13 protein-coding genes and 1 other RNA gene are annotated in these 18,419 nt (G+C 43.7%); 7 read left to right on the top strand and 7 right to left on the bottom strand.

From position 1 onward, the window contains the following. Nucleotides 1–318: 318 nt before the first annotated feature. Both Q4533_RS12135 and Q4533_RS12130 read left to right on the top strand, forming a co-directional pair. Nucleotides 319–684, top strand: a complete 366-nt coding sequence (locus Q4533_RS12135; RefSeq protein WP_303502813.1) for a hypothetical protein — start codon at nt 319–321, stop codon at nt 682–684. A gap of 68 nt (nt 685–752) precedes the next feature. Continuing rightward, entirely contained in the window at nt 753–1,187 is a 435-nt protein-coding gene (locus tag Q4533_RS12130; protein WP_303502812.1) for a DUF2726 domain-containing protein, read from the top strand. 181 nt (nt 1,188–1,368) lie between these two features. Here the strand turns inward: Q4533_RS12130 and Q4533_RS12125 are convergent, their stop codons facing one another. Further along, nucleotides 1,369–2,346, bottom strand: a complete 978-nt coding sequence (locus Q4533_RS12125) for a transposase (protein ID WP_303502817.1) — start codon at nt 2,344–2,346, stop codon at nt 1,369–1,371. A 619-nt stretch (nt 2,347–2,965) separates the two neighbouring features. On the opposite strand from Q4533_RS12125, the gene Q4533_RS12120 reads away from it, so the two are divergent. Beyond that, entirely contained in the window at nt 2,966–4,099 is a 1,134-nt protein-coding gene (locus Q4533_RS12120) for a PIN-like domain-containing protein (RefSeq protein ID WP_303502811.1), read from the top strand. Between the two features lie 237 nt (nt 4,100–4,336). Here Q4533_RS12120 and gcvP read toward each other — a convergent pair whose 3' ends face one another. The 6 genes from gcvP to Q4533_RS12090 all read right to left on the bottom strand — a co-directional run bounded on the left by gcvP (nt 4,337) and on the right by Q4533_RS12090 (nt 12,628). Continuing rightward, on the bottom strand, nt 4,337–7,240 hold the full coding sequence (gcvP, locus tag Q4533_RS12115) for an aminomethyl-transferring glycine dehydrogenase (protein WP_303502810.1): 2,904 nt from the start codon (nt 7,238–7,240) through the stop codon (nt 4,337–4,339). Between the two features lie 175 nt (nt 7,241–7,415). After that, nucleotides 7,416–7,805: a glycine cleavage system protein GcvH gene (gene gcvH / locus Q4533_RS12110; protein ID WP_076539644.1), complete on the bottom strand. Its 390-nt coding sequence runs from the start codon at nt 7,803–7,805 to the stop codon at nt 7,416–7,418. A gap of 127 nt (nt 7,806–7,932) precedes the next feature. Next, nucleotides 7,933–9,027 (bottom strand): glycine cleavage system aminomethyltransferase GcvT, encoded by a 1,095-nt coding sequence (gene gcvT, locus Q4533_RS12105; protein WP_102435700.1) that lies wholly within the window; start codon nt 9,025–9,027, stop codon nt 7,933–7,935. A gap of 229 nt (nt 9,028–9,256) precedes the next feature. Beyond that, nucleotides 9,257–10,468 carry an FAD-dependent oxidoreductase gene (locus Q4533_RS12100; RefSeq protein ID WP_303502809.1) on the bottom strand — a complete coding sequence of 404 codons (1,212 nt, stop codon included), beginning with the start codon at nt 10,466–10,468 and terminating at the stop codon, nt 9,257–9,259. Nucleotides 10,469–10,526: 58 nt separating this feature from the next. Further along, a complete protein-coding gene (gene ubiH, locus Q4533_RS12095; protein WP_303502808.1) occupies nt 10,527–11,870 on the bottom strand; it encodes a 2-octaprenyl-6-methoxyphenyl hydroxylase in 1,344 nt (447 codons plus the stop codon). A 182-nt stretch (nt 11,871–12,052) separates the two neighbouring features. Beyond that, entirely contained in the window at nt 12,053–12,628 is a 576-nt protein-coding gene (locus tag Q4533_RS12090; RefSeq protein ID WP_102435706.1) for a UPF0149 family protein, read from the bottom strand. A gap of 569 nt (nt 12,629–13,197) precedes the next feature. Between Q4533_RS12090 and zapA the strand changes: the two genes are divergently transcribed. From zapA to Q4533_RS12070, 4 genes are all read left to right on the top strand, one after another. Next, nucleotides 13,198–13,506: a cell division protein ZapA gene (gene zapA / locus Q4533_RS12085; RefSeq protein ID WP_076539654.1), complete on the top strand. Its 309-nt coding sequence runs from the start codon at nt 13,198–13,200 to the stop codon at nt 13,504–13,506. Nucleotides 13,507–13,567: 61 nt separating this feature from the next. Beyond that, nucleotides 13,568–13,750: non-coding RNA, 6S RNA (ssrS, locus tag Q4533_RS12080), on the top strand. Nucleotides 13,751–14,378: 628 nt separating this feature from the next. Then, nucleotides 14,379–15,833, top strand: coding sequence for a glycerophosphodiester phosphodiesterase family protein (locus Q4533_RS12075; protein ID WP_303502807.1), 1,455 nt, complete (start codon nt 14,379–14,381; stop codon nt 15,831–15,833). A 54-nt stretch (nt 15,834–15,887) separates the two neighbouring features. After that, a complete protein-coding gene (locus Q4533_RS12070) occupies nt 15,888–18,353 on the top strand; it encodes a hypothetical protein (RefSeq protein WP_303502806.1) in 2,466 nt (821 codons plus the stop codon). Nucleotides 18,354–18,419: the final 66 nt, after the last annotated feature.

The following is an 18,419-nucleotide window of genomic DNA, read 5'->3' as shown; positions in this document are numbered from 1 at the left end:
TATCTTTTTTGTTCATGAGTATCTGCCTATCCTTGACTCTCTATAGAGTACGTGTTGATAAGCAGTTACACAAAATTTGTTACAGTCTCGAAGCCGCATGTGCGAGCGTAAATTAGCAACGCCAAATCTAACACACTATTTTTAAATGATTTTAATCACAGGTTGATGCTTAAAGGCATTGCACATTTAAGACCAAATAGCGTAATGTATAACTAGTAAAAACAAAGCAGGCCAAGCTCTTAATCCAATAAGAGAACGCCTTTCAGGGAAGAAGAAGCCAATCATCCGCTTGTTTCACTTAAAGGATTATGTGATTACATGATGTTAAGAACCCTATGTGCTTTATTTCTCTTTTTTAGCTCAATAGTACATTCAGAAACTGAGCTTGAAATTGAAGAAGGCGTTAGCGAAAAAGCAGTAAAGGCAATTGTCAGCAATTTCGAACAAGGATTTCCACAATATTATTTAGGCATGTATGTTGGCACATTGAAAAAGGCTGCCGTATGTAGGATTGGACGTGATAAAGATGGAGTATTTTTAGTTCGTACTGGTTGCCATGATTATGGCTACAGGAGTTACGAAGTTAGATATCGTTGTCCACATATCGATGCAGCATGCTTTTGGGAACTTGGCAGCGAAATGGCAATTGTGCACATAAGACGACCATTTATTCAAAATCGTTAGTAATATGCACCTTTCAAAGATAAAAAATTAAGTTCACTCTGACCACTTGTTCAATTCAAGGATGAATAATGGATTTCACCTACCTTATTTTAGCATTTGTATTTATCGTGCTTATTAGGCTATTTATCGCCTTTATTAGCCGCCCTCAGCAATTAAATTATCGCCGTAAAACCAAGTTATTCAGCCATGCAGAACGCTCATTCTTGGGTGTGCTTGATACTGCCTGTGCAGATCAATATCGTGTATTTGCCAAAGTACGAGTTGCCGATGTGCTTACCCCAGAGAAAGGGTTAAACCGTAGCAATTGGCAAACCGCATTTAATCGAATTTCAGCCAAGCACTTCGACTATATATTGTGTAAACCCGACACCATGGAGTTTGTTGCAGCCATAGTGCTAGATGATAAAAGCCATAACAGCAAACAAGCTCAAAAACGTGACGCACTTATTAATGAAGCTTGTAAAAAATACATAGCCACCCATTATTTTGAAGTTATAACATAACGCTTTTCATTTTAAGTTGCTAACACCAACAATCATTTACTGAAGGGATGAACCCTGCCAAAGGACTGAAAATTTCATAATTAATCGCCAAAATTAAGTCATAAACTAAATTCAATCCAGCAGAAAAGCTTGATATCAATCAAGTGGGGAATACTTTTACTTGAAATTAAGAAATGATTTATTAAGCGCACAACCATCGCTGACAGTTAGCTGCACCTTGTCGCCGCTTGCGCTCTAGATGTTCACAATATTCAGTTAATGCAGGTAACGCCCCTACAGCTCCTTTAAATAATGCACCAAACTCAGTAGTGATTTTTAACCAGTTTTCAGCAGGAATATTCAATCTATTGAGAATATCCTGGCTACTCGCGCTTATGGCACCGCGTTTGTCATCACGAATAATCCGCCCTGTATCTTCAACCAGCACAATGTAATCTTTGACGCTAAACATCAAACCATTAGGCATATCCAAACGTTCATTGCCCACAAAAGGCAGTAACTCCGCGGGTTGCTCACCTTTCATGGCTGAGTTTATCCGGCGCTCAATGCTGGTGTAATCGGAGCTTTCAGGGGCTGTAGCCATCTTGGCGCGGATAGGGTTTAAGTCCACATAGGCCATGCACGCAAGTACTGCAGCTTCATCTAATAATGCTTGGGATTTAAAGCGCCCCTCCCAAAATCGACCAGTGCAGTTATCTTCTTTATTGGCCATTCGGGCAATAGGTTCACACAGTGAACGCATAAACCAACTGATATCAGTCAAGCGTAGTCGGTATTGAGTAATACAGTCATTCACAGCCTGTAACTCAAACTCATTAAGCACTTCACCTTTAACAAACTTATTGGTCAGCAATGTGCCTTTAAAGCCTTTATGCCATTGGGTAAGCACCTCGAAATCAGACCAGTTTTTGGCGGTATCAATATCCACTTTTAGCACCACATGTAAATGATTACTCATCACCGAATAAGCACAAATATCAATGGCAAAAATCGTCGCAAGCTCTAATATCCGAGAATCAACCCACTCACGGCGATGCTCATAGTTATCACCAGAGCTTGCATCAAAACCACATAGAAAGGCTTTACGCACCACTCTAGAACAGCAGTGGTAGTAAGGCGTATCTTCTAAACTCACGAGTGTTTCTCTTGGTCTGGCCATCATCTATCACCGATTATTAAGCAATAACCAAAGCCTAGTACAGTGTTGATAATTTAGCCACTTAAAGTGGGTGGCCATGTTATTAGTGGGAGCTCCTTCAAATGGGTACATGAGCGTAACGAAGTGGCATTGCTAAATGCCCTCTCATGCAAAAATATTTTGATTAATTTCTACTTTGGAAGCAATATCTTAACCATTCTTTACTACAAAGCAAGTGACGAATAATCCAACGCCATCAAACAAGTGAAACAGCGCAGCAGTTAGCAGACAAGCTATGTAATCAACTCATATTCGAGTCGATGCGAGACAACTGCGAAGACGCCTAACTATAAAAGCAAAGCAAAAAGAAGCCGCATGTGCAAAGACAGGCTAACAATACAAACTGTAACACTCTACTTTTTAATGATTTAATTTCAACCTTTAGGACAAAACAGTGCGCTAACCCATTGCAATAAACAGACCCAATAGCGTAATGTATAACCAATAAAAAACAAACGCAGGCCAAGCTCTTAATCCAATAAGAGAACGCCTTTCAGGGAAGAAGAAGCCAATCATTCGCTTGTAAAAGCCTGTTCATTTGAACCAGCTTCCACTGACTACATTTAATTAAGGCTAAGACATGAGCAGCAATATGCGAGACTTATTCCCCGGTTACTTTAAAGAATCTGAAGAAGATTTAAAACGTTTGTGGGAAAAATCGACATTTGTTTTTGATGCAAATATCTTACTAAATATGTATCGTTATTCAGAGGACACACGCAAAGATTTCCTAGGTTTATTAACAGAGATCAAAGGTAGGGTTTGGGTTTCTCATCAAGCTAGCTTCGAGTATTTAGAAAACCGTGAGAACGTTATCTACGAACAAGAAGTCTCTTATGATGAAACAGTTAAAGAGATGAAAGCCTTACGCACAAAATTTGAAAATAATCGTCAACATCCGTTCGTTAGCACAACACTTTCTGATCAGCTTAAGGTATTGTTTGGACAAATTGAACAGGAATTGATTGATAGCAAAAAAACACATTCTGACAGAATTAGTAACGATCCAATTAAAGAAAATCTAGCTAAGATTTTTGATGGCAAAGTAGGTTTCCCCTATTCAGATGAAGAACTTAAGACGCTTTGTAAAGAAGGACGTGAGAGATACAAACAAAGCATTCCTCCCGGTTATAAAGATGCTAATAAATCGGATGGGGCAGATAACTTAATGAGCCAAAGGCGCAAGTTTGGTGATTTTATTCTTTGGCAGCAGACAATGGATATGGCTAAAAATGACAAAGCTGATGTGATTTTTATAACTGACGATACTAAGGAAGATTGGTGGAAAAAGCCTAAAGGAAAAACTATCGGTCCACGTCCAGAGCTTACAAAGGAATTTATTGATAAAACCGATAAAAAGTTTCAAATGTACCGCGCTGACACTTTCATTCATTTAGCATCTAAATATTTAGACAGCAAGATATCCGCTGAGACAGTTCAGGAAATTACTCAAGTACGTTTAATTAAAGATATCCTTCCAGCATTAAGAAAATACCCACCTTTACATGACTTAGTCTTTTTTCTTGCAGGATTGGATTTAGCCGTTGAATCTAAACTTCCATCAGAAAGAGACTTATCAGAAGCCGTCGGATATAACAGGACAGTAATTCGAGAACAACTTGTACGCCTTGAGTCATTTGGTTTCGTTGAGATAAATCATGGTAAATCTACGGTTTTAGTGAAGGAATTACCAGACCTAAACCACCTTGACTAATTTGAATGAACAATATAGCCCAACATAAACACATACCCAACAAAAAAAGCGACCCTAAGGTCGCTTTTTTACTTTGATAAATAACTAAACTTCAACTCACCCAACAACACCATAATTGCGTCGCTGGCGATGCTAGTACAAGGCGAACCGAAGGCTCTAGCGCGGAGTTGACTGGTGTCAATGAGCACTGGAGCCGAGGTTCAACGCCGTAATAGCGAGCCTAAGCAGCAATTATCTTTATTCGTAATCACCAATAGGCACACAACTACACATCAAATTCCTGTCCCCATAAACATCATCAATACGATTAACCGTTGGCCAGAACTTATTCGCTTTAACCGCTGCGCTTGGGAATACGGCCACTTCGCGGCTGTATGGACGTGAGTCAAACTCAGGATCCATAATGTCAGCCATGGTGTGTGGTGCATTGTGCAGTGGGTTGTTGTCGGCTGGCCACTGGCCTGCTTCGACTTTGGCAATCTCGCCACGAATAGCGATCATCGCTTCGATAAAGCGGTCTAGCTCTACTTTTGACTCTGACTCTGTTGGCTCAATCATTAACGTACCTGCTACAGGGAAGCTCATGGTTGGGGCGTGGAAGCCGTAGTCATTTAGACGCTTAGCAATGTCCATCTCAGTGACGCCAGATGCTTCTTTAAGTGGACGTAAATCGATAATGCACTCGTGGGCTACGCGATCATTACGGCCAGTAAATAATACTGGGTAATGGGCCGACAGCTTCTTCATCACATAGTTAGCGTTAAGTAGCGCCATTTGGGTTGATTGCTTAACCCCTTTTGTGCCTAACAGCTTAATGTACATCCAGCTAATAGGTAGGATGCTTGCACTGCCGTATGGCGCGGCTGATACTGCGCCATTGTGGTCGCTTTCGCGGCCAGGTTTTACGATTTGGTGACCTGCAACAAACGGCGCTAAATGCTTTTTAATGCCGATTGGGCCCATTCCTGGTCCGCCGCCGCCATGTGGGATCGAGAAGGTTTTATGCAAGTTAAGGTGCGATACGTCAGCGCCGATAAAGCCCGGTGATGTAAGACCTACTTGTGCGTTCATGTTGGCGCCATCAAGGTAAACTTGACCGCCGTACTGGTGAACGATTTCACAGATTTCTGCAATTGATTCTTCATACACACCGTGAGTCGATGGGTAGGTGATCATGATGCACGATAAGTTGTCTGCAAGCTCAGCCGCTTTGGCGCGTAAGTCTTCCACGTCAACGTTACCGTCTTTATCACAGGCCGTAACGACCACTTTCATACCAGCAAGCTGGGCAGAAGCGGGGTTAGTACCATGAGCAGATTGCGGGATTAAACAGATGTCTCTGTGCCCTTCGCTGCGTGACTCGTGATATTTCTTAATGGCTAACAGGCCAGCGTACTCGCCTTGTGCACCCGAGTTTGGCTGAATACAGACGTTATCGTAGCCGGTAATGTTAACCAGGTAGTCTGACAATTCGTTAATTAACTGAGTGTAACCTTCTGCTTGGTTAAGCGGGCAGAATGGGTGCATGTTGGCAAATTCAGGCCAGCTTACTGGTAGCATTTCAACGGCTGCGTTTAACTTCATGGTGCAAGAACCCAGCGAAATCATTGAGTGATTTAAGGCTAAATCTTTATTCTCAAGACGCTTGATGTAACGCATCATTTCAGTTTCGCTTTGGTAGCTACTGAATGTTGGGTGAGACAATATCTTGTCGTGACGGATTAGCTCGGCTGGGATTGATCCCTTGCCTTCGCCAAAAGCAGCGCCATCAATGATTTCAGCATCGAGTGTTGGTACGTCTAGACCGTGGTCAGCACCTAAGATGACATCAAATAACTGGGCAATATCTTCACGGGTGGTGGTTTCGTCAAGGCTGATGCCGACGATACCGTCGTGGTCGATACGTAGGTTCAATTCAGCAGTTAATGCACGTGCGTTAACCGCATCAACATCAAGCCCTGTTAATGAAAGGGTGTCAAACCAAGTGTTGTTAACTAACTCAACGCCTTTGGCTTTTAGGCCGACTGCTAAGATGTCTGTTAAACGGTTAATACGGCTCGCGATATTTTTAAGGCCAACTGCACCGTGGAATACCGCGTAAAACGACGCCATATTCGCTAATAAGATTTGCGCAGTACAAATGTTTGAGTTGGCTTTTTCGCGGCGGATATGTTGCTCGCGGGTTTGCATGGCCATACGCAGGGCTTTATTACCGCGGGTATCTTTTGATACGCCAATAATACGACCTGGCATTGAACGTTTGTGAGCATCGCGTGCTACGAAGAATGCCGCGTGTGGTCCGCCGTAACCCATTGGTACGCCAAAACGCTGGGCGCTACCAAAGACGATATCTGCGCCCATTGAACCGGGTGATTTAAGCAGTACCAGTGACATGATGTCGGCAGCAACCGTGATGATGGCTTTCTTTTCTGCAAGTTTAGCGAACAACTCTGTGTTGTCGTTAATCTCACCGAAGCGGTTAGTGTATTGGAATAATGCGCCGAATAGCTCGTAGTTAGCGGCTTCGCTTGCTGGGCCAACGATAACTTCAAAACCAAAACATTCTGCGCGGGTTTGCACCACATCTAATGTTTGTGGGAATACGTCGTCTGCCACGAAAAAGATATTGGCTTTTTTGGCTTTTGATACTCGCTTGGCCATGGCCATTGCTTCAGCGGCGGCGGTTGCTTCATCAAGTAATGATGCTGAGGCAAGATCAAGTCCAGTTAAGTCCATCGACACTTGTTGGAAGTTTAAAATAGCTTCTAAACGGCCTTGGGCGATTTCTGGCTGGTACGGGGTGTACGCTGTGTACCAACCCGGATTTTCAAACACGTTTCGTAAAATGACATTCGGTACTTCTGTACCGTAGTAGCCCATACCGATATAGCTTTTAAAGACTTTGTTTTTGTCTGCTATGCCACGGATGTAGGCGGTGCCTTCTGCTTCGCCACATGAATCACCAATGGTCAATTCTTGCGGTAAACGAATTGAACCAGGCACGGTTTGTGCGGTTAAGTCTTCAAGCGATTCTGCGCCAACAAAATTCAACATTTCTTGCTGTTGAGATTGGCTTGGGCCGATATGGCGGCTTAAAAACAATTCGTGTTGCTCTAATTGAGTTAGGGTCTGCTTTGTCATGAGAAATCGTGTTCCAAATCTGCCAGTATTTTGCGGTAGGGCATCAATAGCTGGTCTAGGAAAAAAATGTTGTAATGCAATACTTATACGCGGGACGTAAGGATCGCTAATGCCTTTAAATATTTAAAGGTAAAACAAAAGAAGCTCCCAAGGGAGCTTCTAGTAGCGTCGACGATTATTCTTCGTCAATCACTTCTTGGTAACCGTCAGCGTCTAACAAGTTAGCCACTTCAGCTTCGTCTGAAGGCTGAACGCGGAAGAACCAACCTTCGCCAAATGCTTCGCTGTTTACTAGCTCTGGTGAGTCTTCTAATGCTTCGTTTACGGCAATTACTTCACCTGAAATCGGTGCATAGATGTCTGATGCAGCTTTTACTGATTCAGCTACGGCGCAATCTTCACCGGCTGTCACTGTGTCGCCAACTTCTGGTAATTCAACGAATACCATGTCACCTAATAGCTCTTGTGCATGCTCAGTGATACCGACAGTGTAAGTGCCGTCTTCTTCTTTGCGGATCCACTCATGAGATGATGCATATTTAAGTTCAGCTGGAATGTTGCTCATTGTCGTAATTCCTATATCTATAAATTTAAAGCGTAATCGTTAGTGTTATTTAAGTGCTGGCTAACAACCTCATTAGCAACACTTTTATTATTCAGTGACTTCAATACAAGCATTTATAACACTTTGGTTAGAATGCCTGTTTACCATTTCTGACAAAGCTTGGCGCTATTACTTTAACAGCTACGCGCTTTTTACGCATTTCCACTTCAGCGGTATCGCTAATGCCTTGGGGTACTCTTGCCATGGCAATTGAGTAGCCTAAGGTTGGCGAGAATGTGCCGCTAGTAATTGAGCCTTGGTGCTCTAGGCCGTCTGCATCAGTAAAGAATACTGGCATGCCGTGACGCAGTACGCCTTTTTGTTCCATGACTAGGCCAACTAATTTGTCAGGTCCAGCGGCTTTAATAGCCGTTAATGCTTCGCGGCCAATAAAGTCGCGCTCGCTTGGTTCCCATGCGATAGTCCAGCCCATGTTAGCGGCTAATGGGTTAACGGTTTCATCCATATCTAAACCATAAAGGTTCATGCCTGCTTCTAAACGCAGGGTGTCACGTGCGCCTAGTCCACAAGGCTGTACGCCTGCTTCGAGTAGTGCTTGCCATAATGCTTCTGCCTCTGCTTCAGGTACGATAATTTCGTAGCCAACTTCACCGGTGTAACCCGTGGTAGCAATAAACAGTGAACCTGCTTGCACGCCAAAGAATGGCTTCATGCCTTCAACGGCGGCGTTTTGCTCAGCGCTGAATACAGTGGCGGCTTTGGCTTTAGCGTTAGGGCCTTGAACGGCAATCATCGCCAGCTCAGGGCGCTCAGTAATCGTCACCTCAAAGCCTGCAGATTGTTTTTCCATCCATGCTAAATCTTTTACCCGAGTTGCTGAGTTAACCACAACGCGGTAATGGGTATCGGTAAGATAATAAGTGATAAGGTCGTCAATTACGCCAGCATTGTCATCTAACATGCCGCTATATAGCGCCTTGCCAGCAACTTTAAGCTTAGCAATATCATTTGCTAATAATTTGCGTAGAAATGCACAAGCATCGGTACCCGTCACATCAACCACTGTCATGTGTGATACATCGAACATACCTGCGTTTTGACGCACAGCGTTATGTTCTTCGATTTGTGAACCGTAGTTAAGTGGCATGTCCCAACCGTGGAAGTCTACCATCTTGCCATTTGATTCTAAGTGCTTGTTAAAGAGTACAGTTTTATTAGCCATTATTATCTCTTTTTTATGAACCTTCTGAGGGTAAAACTAATGAAGGTATTTTATAAATGCGCCAAAATTATACCCACAGGGTTAATTTTGTATAGTAGGAAATTTTCTAATCTGAGACTTTGTCATTAGTTTAGCTAATGCGACTATAGGCGTTTTAATATCTTTATTTACGCCAACTCGGCCCATCCCCTGATATATAAGGATTTTTAGGCCGAATTAGCTAAAAAATTTAATCTCGACAAAGCTTAGGAAGTTTCACTTTATTGCCTATAGCCTGTTTGATGAACACTGTTTTTAGTCCTGCGACATTATCAACTAGGTTTAAACCCAGATCTCTAAAGGCTTTTTTAACTGGATTGCTACCGGAAAATAGTCTTTTAAACCCTTCCATTGCGCTAATCATTTCAATGGCATCAGTTTTTCGCCAGCGCTCAAGGGCGCGAAGGTTGGCGTAATCACCGAGATCTTTACCCGCTTCATGTAACTCGCTAACGGTTTCGATAATACTGGCCGCATCTAAAAAGCCTAAGTTAACCCCCTGACCTGCTAACGGATGGATTGTATGGGCGGCGTCACCGGCTAAAATCAAACGATGACGGGCAAAATGACGGGCATAACGCATCCGCAGCGGATGAGATTGGCGTTCGCTGACCAGTTCACAAATGCCTAAACGACCATCTGATGCTGCGGTTAAGGCTTTTGAGAACTCATCACTTGATAGCGCTAATAATTCTTCTGCTTGCTGGGGCGATACTGACCACACGATTGAGCATAAATTGTCTTCATACAATGGCAATAAAGCTAATGGGCCATCGGCTAAAAACACTTGGCGGGCGGTAGCATCGTGGGGCTCACTGGTGCGAATAGTGGCGACAATGGCGTGATGACCATAATCCCAAAAGGTTAATGGGATTTGGCATTGGCTACGCACCCAAGAATTGGCGCCGTCAGCGGCAATCACTAGGGCGGCGCTTAAGTTGTCGCCGTTATCTAGGGTAAGCCATGATTCACGCTCACCAAAGGCGATGCGCTCTAGTCGCTGACCTTCTAGGTGGGTGATGTTCGAGAGTTCAGCGGCGCGTTTTGCTAAGGCAAAGCTGATGGCTTGGTTTTCGATAATCGCCCCAAGGGATGGCTCGCTAATGCTGGCGGCATCAAAGGCAATTTTACCTAAACCGTCTTTGTCCCACACCGCCATTTTTGAATATGGGGTAGCGCGGGCGCTATCAATGTACTGCCAAGCACCTAAGTTGGTAAGTAGTCGCTCACTGGCTTTGTTAATGGCACTCACTCGAAGGCGTGGCTCACCTGACACAGCCTCTGTTTGGCCCGCATCAATCACCACCACGTTTAAGTTTGCCTCGGCTAAACCGATTGCCGTTGCCAAGCCAACCATACCACCGCCAACTATGGCTACATCATAGGTCTGAGTTTGAAACATGTTAATCCTTAATCTTCAATCGGTTTACTGAGATGCTTTATTACTGCACTTGCAATCTTTAGACGCTTTTCCAGCCCATGGCTTTATGGGCAATCGGCGCTTTAAGCGGCGGACACCATGACAATAATCTTAACCCTAAACTGCGCCCAGCCACTAGCGGCCAATACTGATTTGAGAAGCCACGCACTAAAAACTCAACATTGTTGATGGTGGCCATTCTATCTTGCTGTCTTGATGCAAGATAATGATGAATAAGCGAGTTGTGGCCAAGATCTAAACTTTCAATGCCAGCTTCAATACTTGTATCAATACTGCTTTTAATGCTGGTTTCAATACTTGTTTCGACAGCATCGATTAATCCAACCACATCACGTAGACCTAGGTTAAAGCCTTGACCTGCAATGGGATGTAAAGTTTGCGCCGCATTGCCAATAAACACAGTGCGATGATAAATCGGTCTTGGCATGTAAGATAAGGTTAATGGATAACTGACCCGTAAGCCGACATCAGTAAAGCGCCCGGCGCGATTGCCAAAAGCCTGTTGCAACGCGGCTAAAAAGTCGACTTTGTCACAGTGTTTAAACTGATGGGCTTGCTCAGCATCTAGCGCCCACACTAATGACAGCCGAGTTTTACCATTTATTGGCGCCATGGGTAATAAGGCTAATGGGCCAGTGTCAGTGAAACGCTCATAGGCCCAACTATTGTGAGGTTTATCAGTTTGGACATTGGCCACCAGCGCCACTTGTTCAAATTCAACTTGAGTCACATCTTGTTTTAACGCTTGGCGCACTTTGGAGTGAGCACCATCTGCAGCCACTAACAACTTGCTGCGAATTTGCTGGCCGTTATCAAGGGTTATCGTGTGACCATCCATATCGGTTTCAAGCTGAGTTAGGCTTGCTGGGCAGTGCAATTTAATATCCGCTTGTTGAAGTTGATCAAACAAGACTTTACCGACTTTCGCTAGCTCAACCACTTGCCCCATTGATGGCAGGCCAAATTGCTCAGCGTTAAGCTCGGTCATGCCAAAGTGACCGCGATCTGAGATATGAATATTTTCAATATCGCTGCCAAGGCTGGCGATACTTGGCCAGATCCCTAACTGAGTTAACTCAAATACTGAGCCATGGGCAATGGCGATTGAACGCGAGTCAAACCCTGGGTGATTATCATCAGTTTTTTGCGCTTCAATTAAGGCGATAGATAAAGGACGATTTAAAAGACCTGCATGTTTAGCGGATAATTTTTCTGATAATTTTGCTAAACCCAGCGCTAAACTGGCACCAGCCATAGCGCCGCCAACAATAGTGATATCCACCTGTTGTGGTGGCTGTTGTGGTGGCTGTGGTAATTGGGCACTTGCCTGTTTGCTATCTGTCTTCGCGTTTAACTCAGTCATAAAGCCTGTTCTTATTGTTTTTGTTAATTATGATATGAATTGAATATTGTTATGATGGTATTGCTATTGGCCATGTAGCTAGTTCAGCTCTGGTTCGTGTTCTGGCTGAGCTCAAGTATCTGTGATGCCAGAGGACTTTTCACCCCGAGCCAACACGGCCCAAGGCGAAAGCTACATTCTAATTAGTGCAGCGGCGCTAATGGGGATTCTTCATCTAATGGCATTTCAGGGCCAAACTCTGAGTAACATAAAATAGCCGCCATTCTGACAAACTCGTGCAACTCGATAAATGCAGCTTCTGATTCATCATCATCGCTGACATCAAATTCCACTTGAGCAATAGCGCCTAAATCTTGGATAATTTCGCGCACATCAGTTGATGCGCCGTTAAGCTTTGGCTGAATAAGCGCAATAGCGGTTAAGTAGCTTTGTACCCATAGGGCTAAGCACTCTAAGCGCAAGCTGAGTAGCTCTTCTTCTTCTGGTAATAACGGCGTAAAACCAAATTCAGCATCGCTTAAGCGAGTTGCTGTGTCTTGGAATAATTCGTTAATAAGTTGTTGCAGTTCAGTGCTGACTGCTTGACCGTCATTCATCAATTCAAGTAATGGCTTTTGCCAAGCTAATTTTGCTTGATCTACCCCACCACAAATTAAACCAACTAATGCGCCATGCACCTCAACAGGATGCTGACCAATTTCAGCTGAATCTAACGCTTGTTTTAGTTTTTCAATACATAAAGAAGGAGGGGTTGCCATGATATTGTTCCAGTTATATTCGATCAGATGCAATGCTAGCAGAGTTAATAACTGCCACCAAATTGTTCATTGCGATTTGCTAAGTATAATAGCAAATTGACCAAAGCTTCACTAACCCCGCCGCTATAAAGCTAAAGCTGATATTAACTGTCTTGTCTATAACGCAATCAACTAAGCGTTTTGCACCAAAGCGAGTATTCTTAAACGGTAAACTGTTCGATGCCATTAATTTGTAAAAATAGAAATGACGATTGTAACGCCTATTGCAATGACGGCTTGTATTAGCCTTGAGCTAGGCGCTTAACGAGTTATCCTGCCTGACGTGTAGGGAACGTGTAGAGAGTTTAGCCATAATTATGCTTTAAGATTAATTATGCTCAGACAACAAGCAAATAATCGTAAAGGCGGCGAGTTACCTTGCACTTTTAATAGTAGCGCTATATAGTCCGCAAATAGACTAATACCGTTATCAACTGTGGTAAAAGCGTAATGCTAAGGCGTTATCGCGAGGTAAGTCGTTAACCTGCTACAATTTTTATTTTTCGACAAATAAGGATCTTCAGCGAAGCATGAGTAATAGTGCTATTGATATCTCCCTGTTAGGGCGCACCTACTCGATTAATTGTCCTAAGGGACAAGAGGATGCTTTGCGTGCGATTGCCAAGGGTGTCGAGCAGCAGCTTTCTACATTAAAAACACGTACCAACAATTTGAGTCGCGAAGAATTAGCCATTATGGCCGCGTTAAATATTGGTCATGAGTTGTATGAAGAGCAGCAAAAAAATCAGCAGTATATGGCGCAAATGGATGAGCGTATCTCGTTATTACAATCAACGTTAGAAAACTCGTTGCTTGAACGAACCACCAAGAAAGGTTAACAATTTTAGAATTATGTACTGCCGCTAGTAATGGCTAACGGTACCTGGTTCAACCCTGTTTTGCTCCCTGGGATATTCGCTTGTAGGTTATGTCCCTGTGCCGATATTTACAAACCCAGGGTGAATGCTTTCATTGACATTGCGTATGCTCGGCTCGTATCGAGAAACCTTAGGATATGAACATTTTCCCGCCTTGAACCTACGGTTCAAGGGCTGCACCGACGGTCGGTATTCTGGGGAGCAATTTAATTTAAAACAAACCACCTCAATGGTGGTTTTTTTATGGCCAAAATTAGCGCTTAGCTACTCACCCGCCAAGCCCTTAATCATCCAAGCCCTTAATCGTCCAAGCCCTTAACCATCCAAGACCTTAACCATCCAAGACCTTAGCCATCCAAGCCCTTAATCGTCCAAGCCCTTAATCGTCCAAGCCCTTAATCGTCCAAGACCTTAGCCATCCAAGCCCTTAATCGTCCAAGCCCTTAATCGTCCAAGACCTTAACCATCCAAGCCCTTAATCGTCCAAGCCCTTAATCGTCCAAGCCCTTAACCATCCAAGCCCTTAATCGTCCAAGACCTTAACCATCCAAGCCCTTCTCAATCACAAGCTCGATATTTTGGCAAAGTCACTCATTTTTAAACAACATCTTCACGGTGTTTTTTATGGCTAAAACTTATAATGGGTTGTCAATCATTCGCCAAACAGGCCCTAACGCTCCTACAAAAAATGTATCAAAACCAACTAAAGCCTCAGTAAAGTGAATCAAAAACTTCTTCGGGGCTGACACACTTGTTAAAGTTATGGTTATTATTGTCTTAACCTTTAGATTACGGTATAAAATAGCAAAATTAGCCAATTTATATAATGAGTTATGCCAAGCCGCCAGTTAAGTACCCTACTACTTTATTCTATTCTTTTTAGCTCATTTTTCATTCTTTCAGCTTGTAAATCGACTCCAGAGCCAGTGAAAACTGTGCATGTCACCCCTAAAAAACTGAGCCACTTGCCCTATGATGCTGCAACTCACGGCAAAGATATTGTCGATACTCAATTGGCCTTAGGCGATCGTAATTTATATCTTGCCAGTAACGGCAATATTAAGATGCTATCAAAAGCGCAATGCCAAATTGATATTTCAGCCCATCGTGGTGATTTTCGCCAGCCTGAAAGCAGTTACAATGCAATTTCTGCCGCACTTAACGATAACTTCAACAGTGTTGAAATTGATGTCATGTTGCTGGGCGATGGCACTTGGGTAAATCACCATGACAGCCAAACTGGCCGCGCCACTGTGCATTACACCGGTGAGCGTTTCAAACTGGAACGCATGAACCTTAAAGAGTTTAAACGGCTAAAACTGCGGGACAAGCATAATAACAATCTACTCAATGAGCGGCCGATCACCGCTAAAGAGTCCTTTAAAATATTCGCCGCCCAGCGACTGCCAAATCAAAAATTAAATGTAGAAATAAAGTCAAAAGCCAATGGCCAAAAATTGCTTGAGCTAGATAATATGCTCAGAAAGTACGTCGGCCACGAAGGCTATTACTTCTCATCGTCTGAGCAAGATACCTTAGTGAAATTGCGAGGCATAAACCCTATTGTTTACTTGGGCTTTGTCCAAGGTGGTCACCCTACCAGCATTGATATCTTGCGCAGCGACTTACGCAAAGGCGCAAGTAACGATACTTACTATCTAGAAAATCACACTAATATTGAGCGCGCTAGCAATTATGGTACCAAACGATATCGCTCCCGTTATCAAGATCACACCAGCACTGATGCACTCAAAAAGCTAAGAGCAAAACTGGGTTACAACTCAGGGATCCACCTTGATATTCGCAGCTACATGCAAAACTCTGGGGTAAAACAACGCGCTCAGCGACTAGGAATGAAAGTGTATAGCTATTCACTTAATGGCACGGATTATCATCAGTCACAGTTGCTCAAACTGAGTAAAAATAATCTGCCTGATGGTGTCATTGTCGATGCCACGCCTTACAAGATCTGTCAGCAGTTGTTTAATGCCGCCGTGCCAGCGCAGCGCTATCAAGCAGTGACAGATTTAGGTCAATACATTGTCTCACTGCCAGTAGATGCTGACTTTGATCGCTTTAAAGAAATGCTCGGCTACCAGCATGAAGGTTACTATTTATCATTAACCTCCGGCCTTAAATCCATCTATAGCGCGAAAGCTAAAGTGGTGCCAGCCAGCACGCCTACGCCGTTATTGGAGCATGGTTTTCCCACTATCACCGATGAAAAAATTGATACCCATACAGGTGACAGCATCATCTTAACCTTGCCAAGCAGCAATGCTAAATAACTAAAACTGAAACGAGAACTAGAACTAGACCGATAACAACAATGATTAATAACAATGACCAATAACAATCATAGCCCCTTTGCTACCGATCTACTCAATAGCGCCCCGACACAACAAAAAATGCAAGCGGCTGAGCAAGCGTTAAATAAGGTTAAATCAAAGCAGCATTCAGCGCAGGCTAAAGCCAAGCATCAGCAGCAACGTGAAGCGCAAATAACCCAAATGGGCAAACCCTTTTGGTGGATGCTACTGATGTTCATTTGCTCAGTGGTGTATTTATTTCCTGAAGCCGTTTTTAATGCCGCCTTAACCGATGTCGCCGGTGGCCGTAATGCCAGCGAAGATGAATTGCACGCCATTGAGTTATTTGGTCGCACCATCAGTGGTATAGGGGTGACGCTGCTGCTAGCAGACTTATTACTAAAGGGCCGCCGCGTTGCCAAAGTGTCGCGGGCATTGGGGTATTTTGCACTGATTGCACTGATAGTGTGGCCAACAGTTTTCTTTGGTCAAAAGTGGTTAGTGGATCATTTTATTATTGATACATCAAGCCCACAGGAGCGCCAACAAGCTTACTTATCACAGGTTCTACGCAGCGCGCTTATTGAAAAGTCTATTCAATTTGAAGGGATCCATTACGATCCCGATAGTGAACATAACGCCACCGAAAAAACCTTTCTGTCTGTATTTGGCGGCCTTGTGTATGCCGATGATAAGCTGGTCGATGATTTAGAACAGCAAAAACGGGCCATCATGGAAAAATTTGTCCGTGACCGCGCCATGTCGAATTTCGATCTGCACTATAGTGACTACGATAGTTTTCGCCTGCGCCTACAAGATAGCTATAAAGACTACGCTCAAGGTTCTAATGATTACAACCAAGCACTGGCCAGCTCGCCAGAGCGTTCCAATGAATATTGGCTAGACACCCAAAACCAAGTTAAACAAGGCTGGGAAAAATACCAAAAAGGGACTGATGCTTACGAAGCCCGCGTGGAGTCCCGTGCCCAACAAATCGCCCCAAAGGTGTATGACTATTTTGAGCGTCGTAATAAATGCGCCGACATGAAAAAAGGCAGCAGTCGCGATCGCTGTTTCGAGCGTTTACAAACCGGTTATGACCAAGAAATCGCCAAATACGGTATTGGCTATATTCCCCCTGATGATTGGCTAAAGCGAGAAGAGATTTCGACCTCGGAAAATGTCGGTAATTCAATTATTAGCGGGGTAATGACCTTAGGCCTATTTACCGCAATGCAAGCCGTTGATGCTGCTATGGGCGGCGATGCCGGTTTTAAAGATCATAGAATGATATTCACTAACGATGTAAATCATTACAAAAGCGTGCTGATGGTAAAAATGGAGCCAGATTTTGTCAAAGAATCTGGCGGTTATCCATTAGGGATATCAAGCATACATGAGTTCAGGCACCATGAAATAACCAGTGCTAAAGTCAACGCCAGATTAAAACAAAAAGGCCTAATGTTACCAAGCACTTGGGTTATGGCTGACAGAGTGAGTTTTGATAATGCTGTCAGTAAAAAAGTGCGCCAACAAGCGGATGCCAAATGGCGTGCAGCCATGAAGAAGCAAGGCAATGATATGCCGCCTAATTTAAGCTGGCAGCAGTTTCAGCAACAGGGCGATATTCAGCGCCGCATAGCAGCTAAAATGGCAGAACTGTATGTGAACCCAACCCTTGCTGATTGGAATAATCGTGAGTTTAAGCAGCGCATCATTGAGCCTAATATTCAGCGCAAAACCACCGAGTATCTTAATGTACTTGAAGCTCAGCAAGCTGAGTTTGCTGACGGCGGCGCATTTGAATCAAGCGGTAAGTCAGCCCTAAGAGCAACGATTATTCCGCCTATTTCCATGTCAATTAGCTTGGCGTTGGTGTTGCTAACCGTGTTAAAGCTACCCATGAAAGCATTTGAGTTAGTACAAGCAAAGCGCGCCTCAAACGCCGAGGCCCGCCCTACAAAGCCCTATATAAAACCGGCTATTTCAGCGGGGATATTAGTGGCTATTTTTGTGGTGCCACTGTCGCTAGGCGGTAATCATTACACCGCTAATGGCTCAGCGCTGCACTACTTTTTTGAGCAAATGAAAAAAAATGACTCTGCCAGCATTTCTTATGCGCTTAAGTGGCTATTGGTCACTCAGCCTATGGTGCAACCAATTGGCACAGCCATTGATCAAAGCCTGTTTATCACCCAGGGATTTGATGCCATCAGTGAGCCAATTCACCGCTTTGATCAAGCGATTATGTCGCCATTAACTGTCACAAAAAAAACATCGCAGTCAGCGCAAGCACATGCGCCGCTTTTACCTTTAACCATTAAAACCAATGTTAACAATGCCAAGGTGGCAGTGATGAATATAAAGCCCAAATACCAAGCGGGAATGAAACTGCCTGCCGGTGGTTACGACATTAAAGTCAGCGCTCCAGGCCATAACTCGGTGCGGCAGTGGGTCTACCTCAAAAATGATGAGACCACTTTCAACATTAAGCTTTAACAGCATAGTTAAGGTTAACTGATAACATAATTTTTAGTCTTTCACGCATTGATTAACAGGACATAT

This window comes from Shewanella sp. 6_MG-2023 (genome assembly GCF_030547195.1).
Classification (GTDB): Bacteria; Pseudomonadota; Gammaproteobacteria; order Enterobacterales; family Shewanellaceae; genus Shewanella.
The sequence above is the reverse complement of the archived record's forward strand: the minus strand, read 5'-3'. Positions and strand labels throughout refer to the sequence as shown.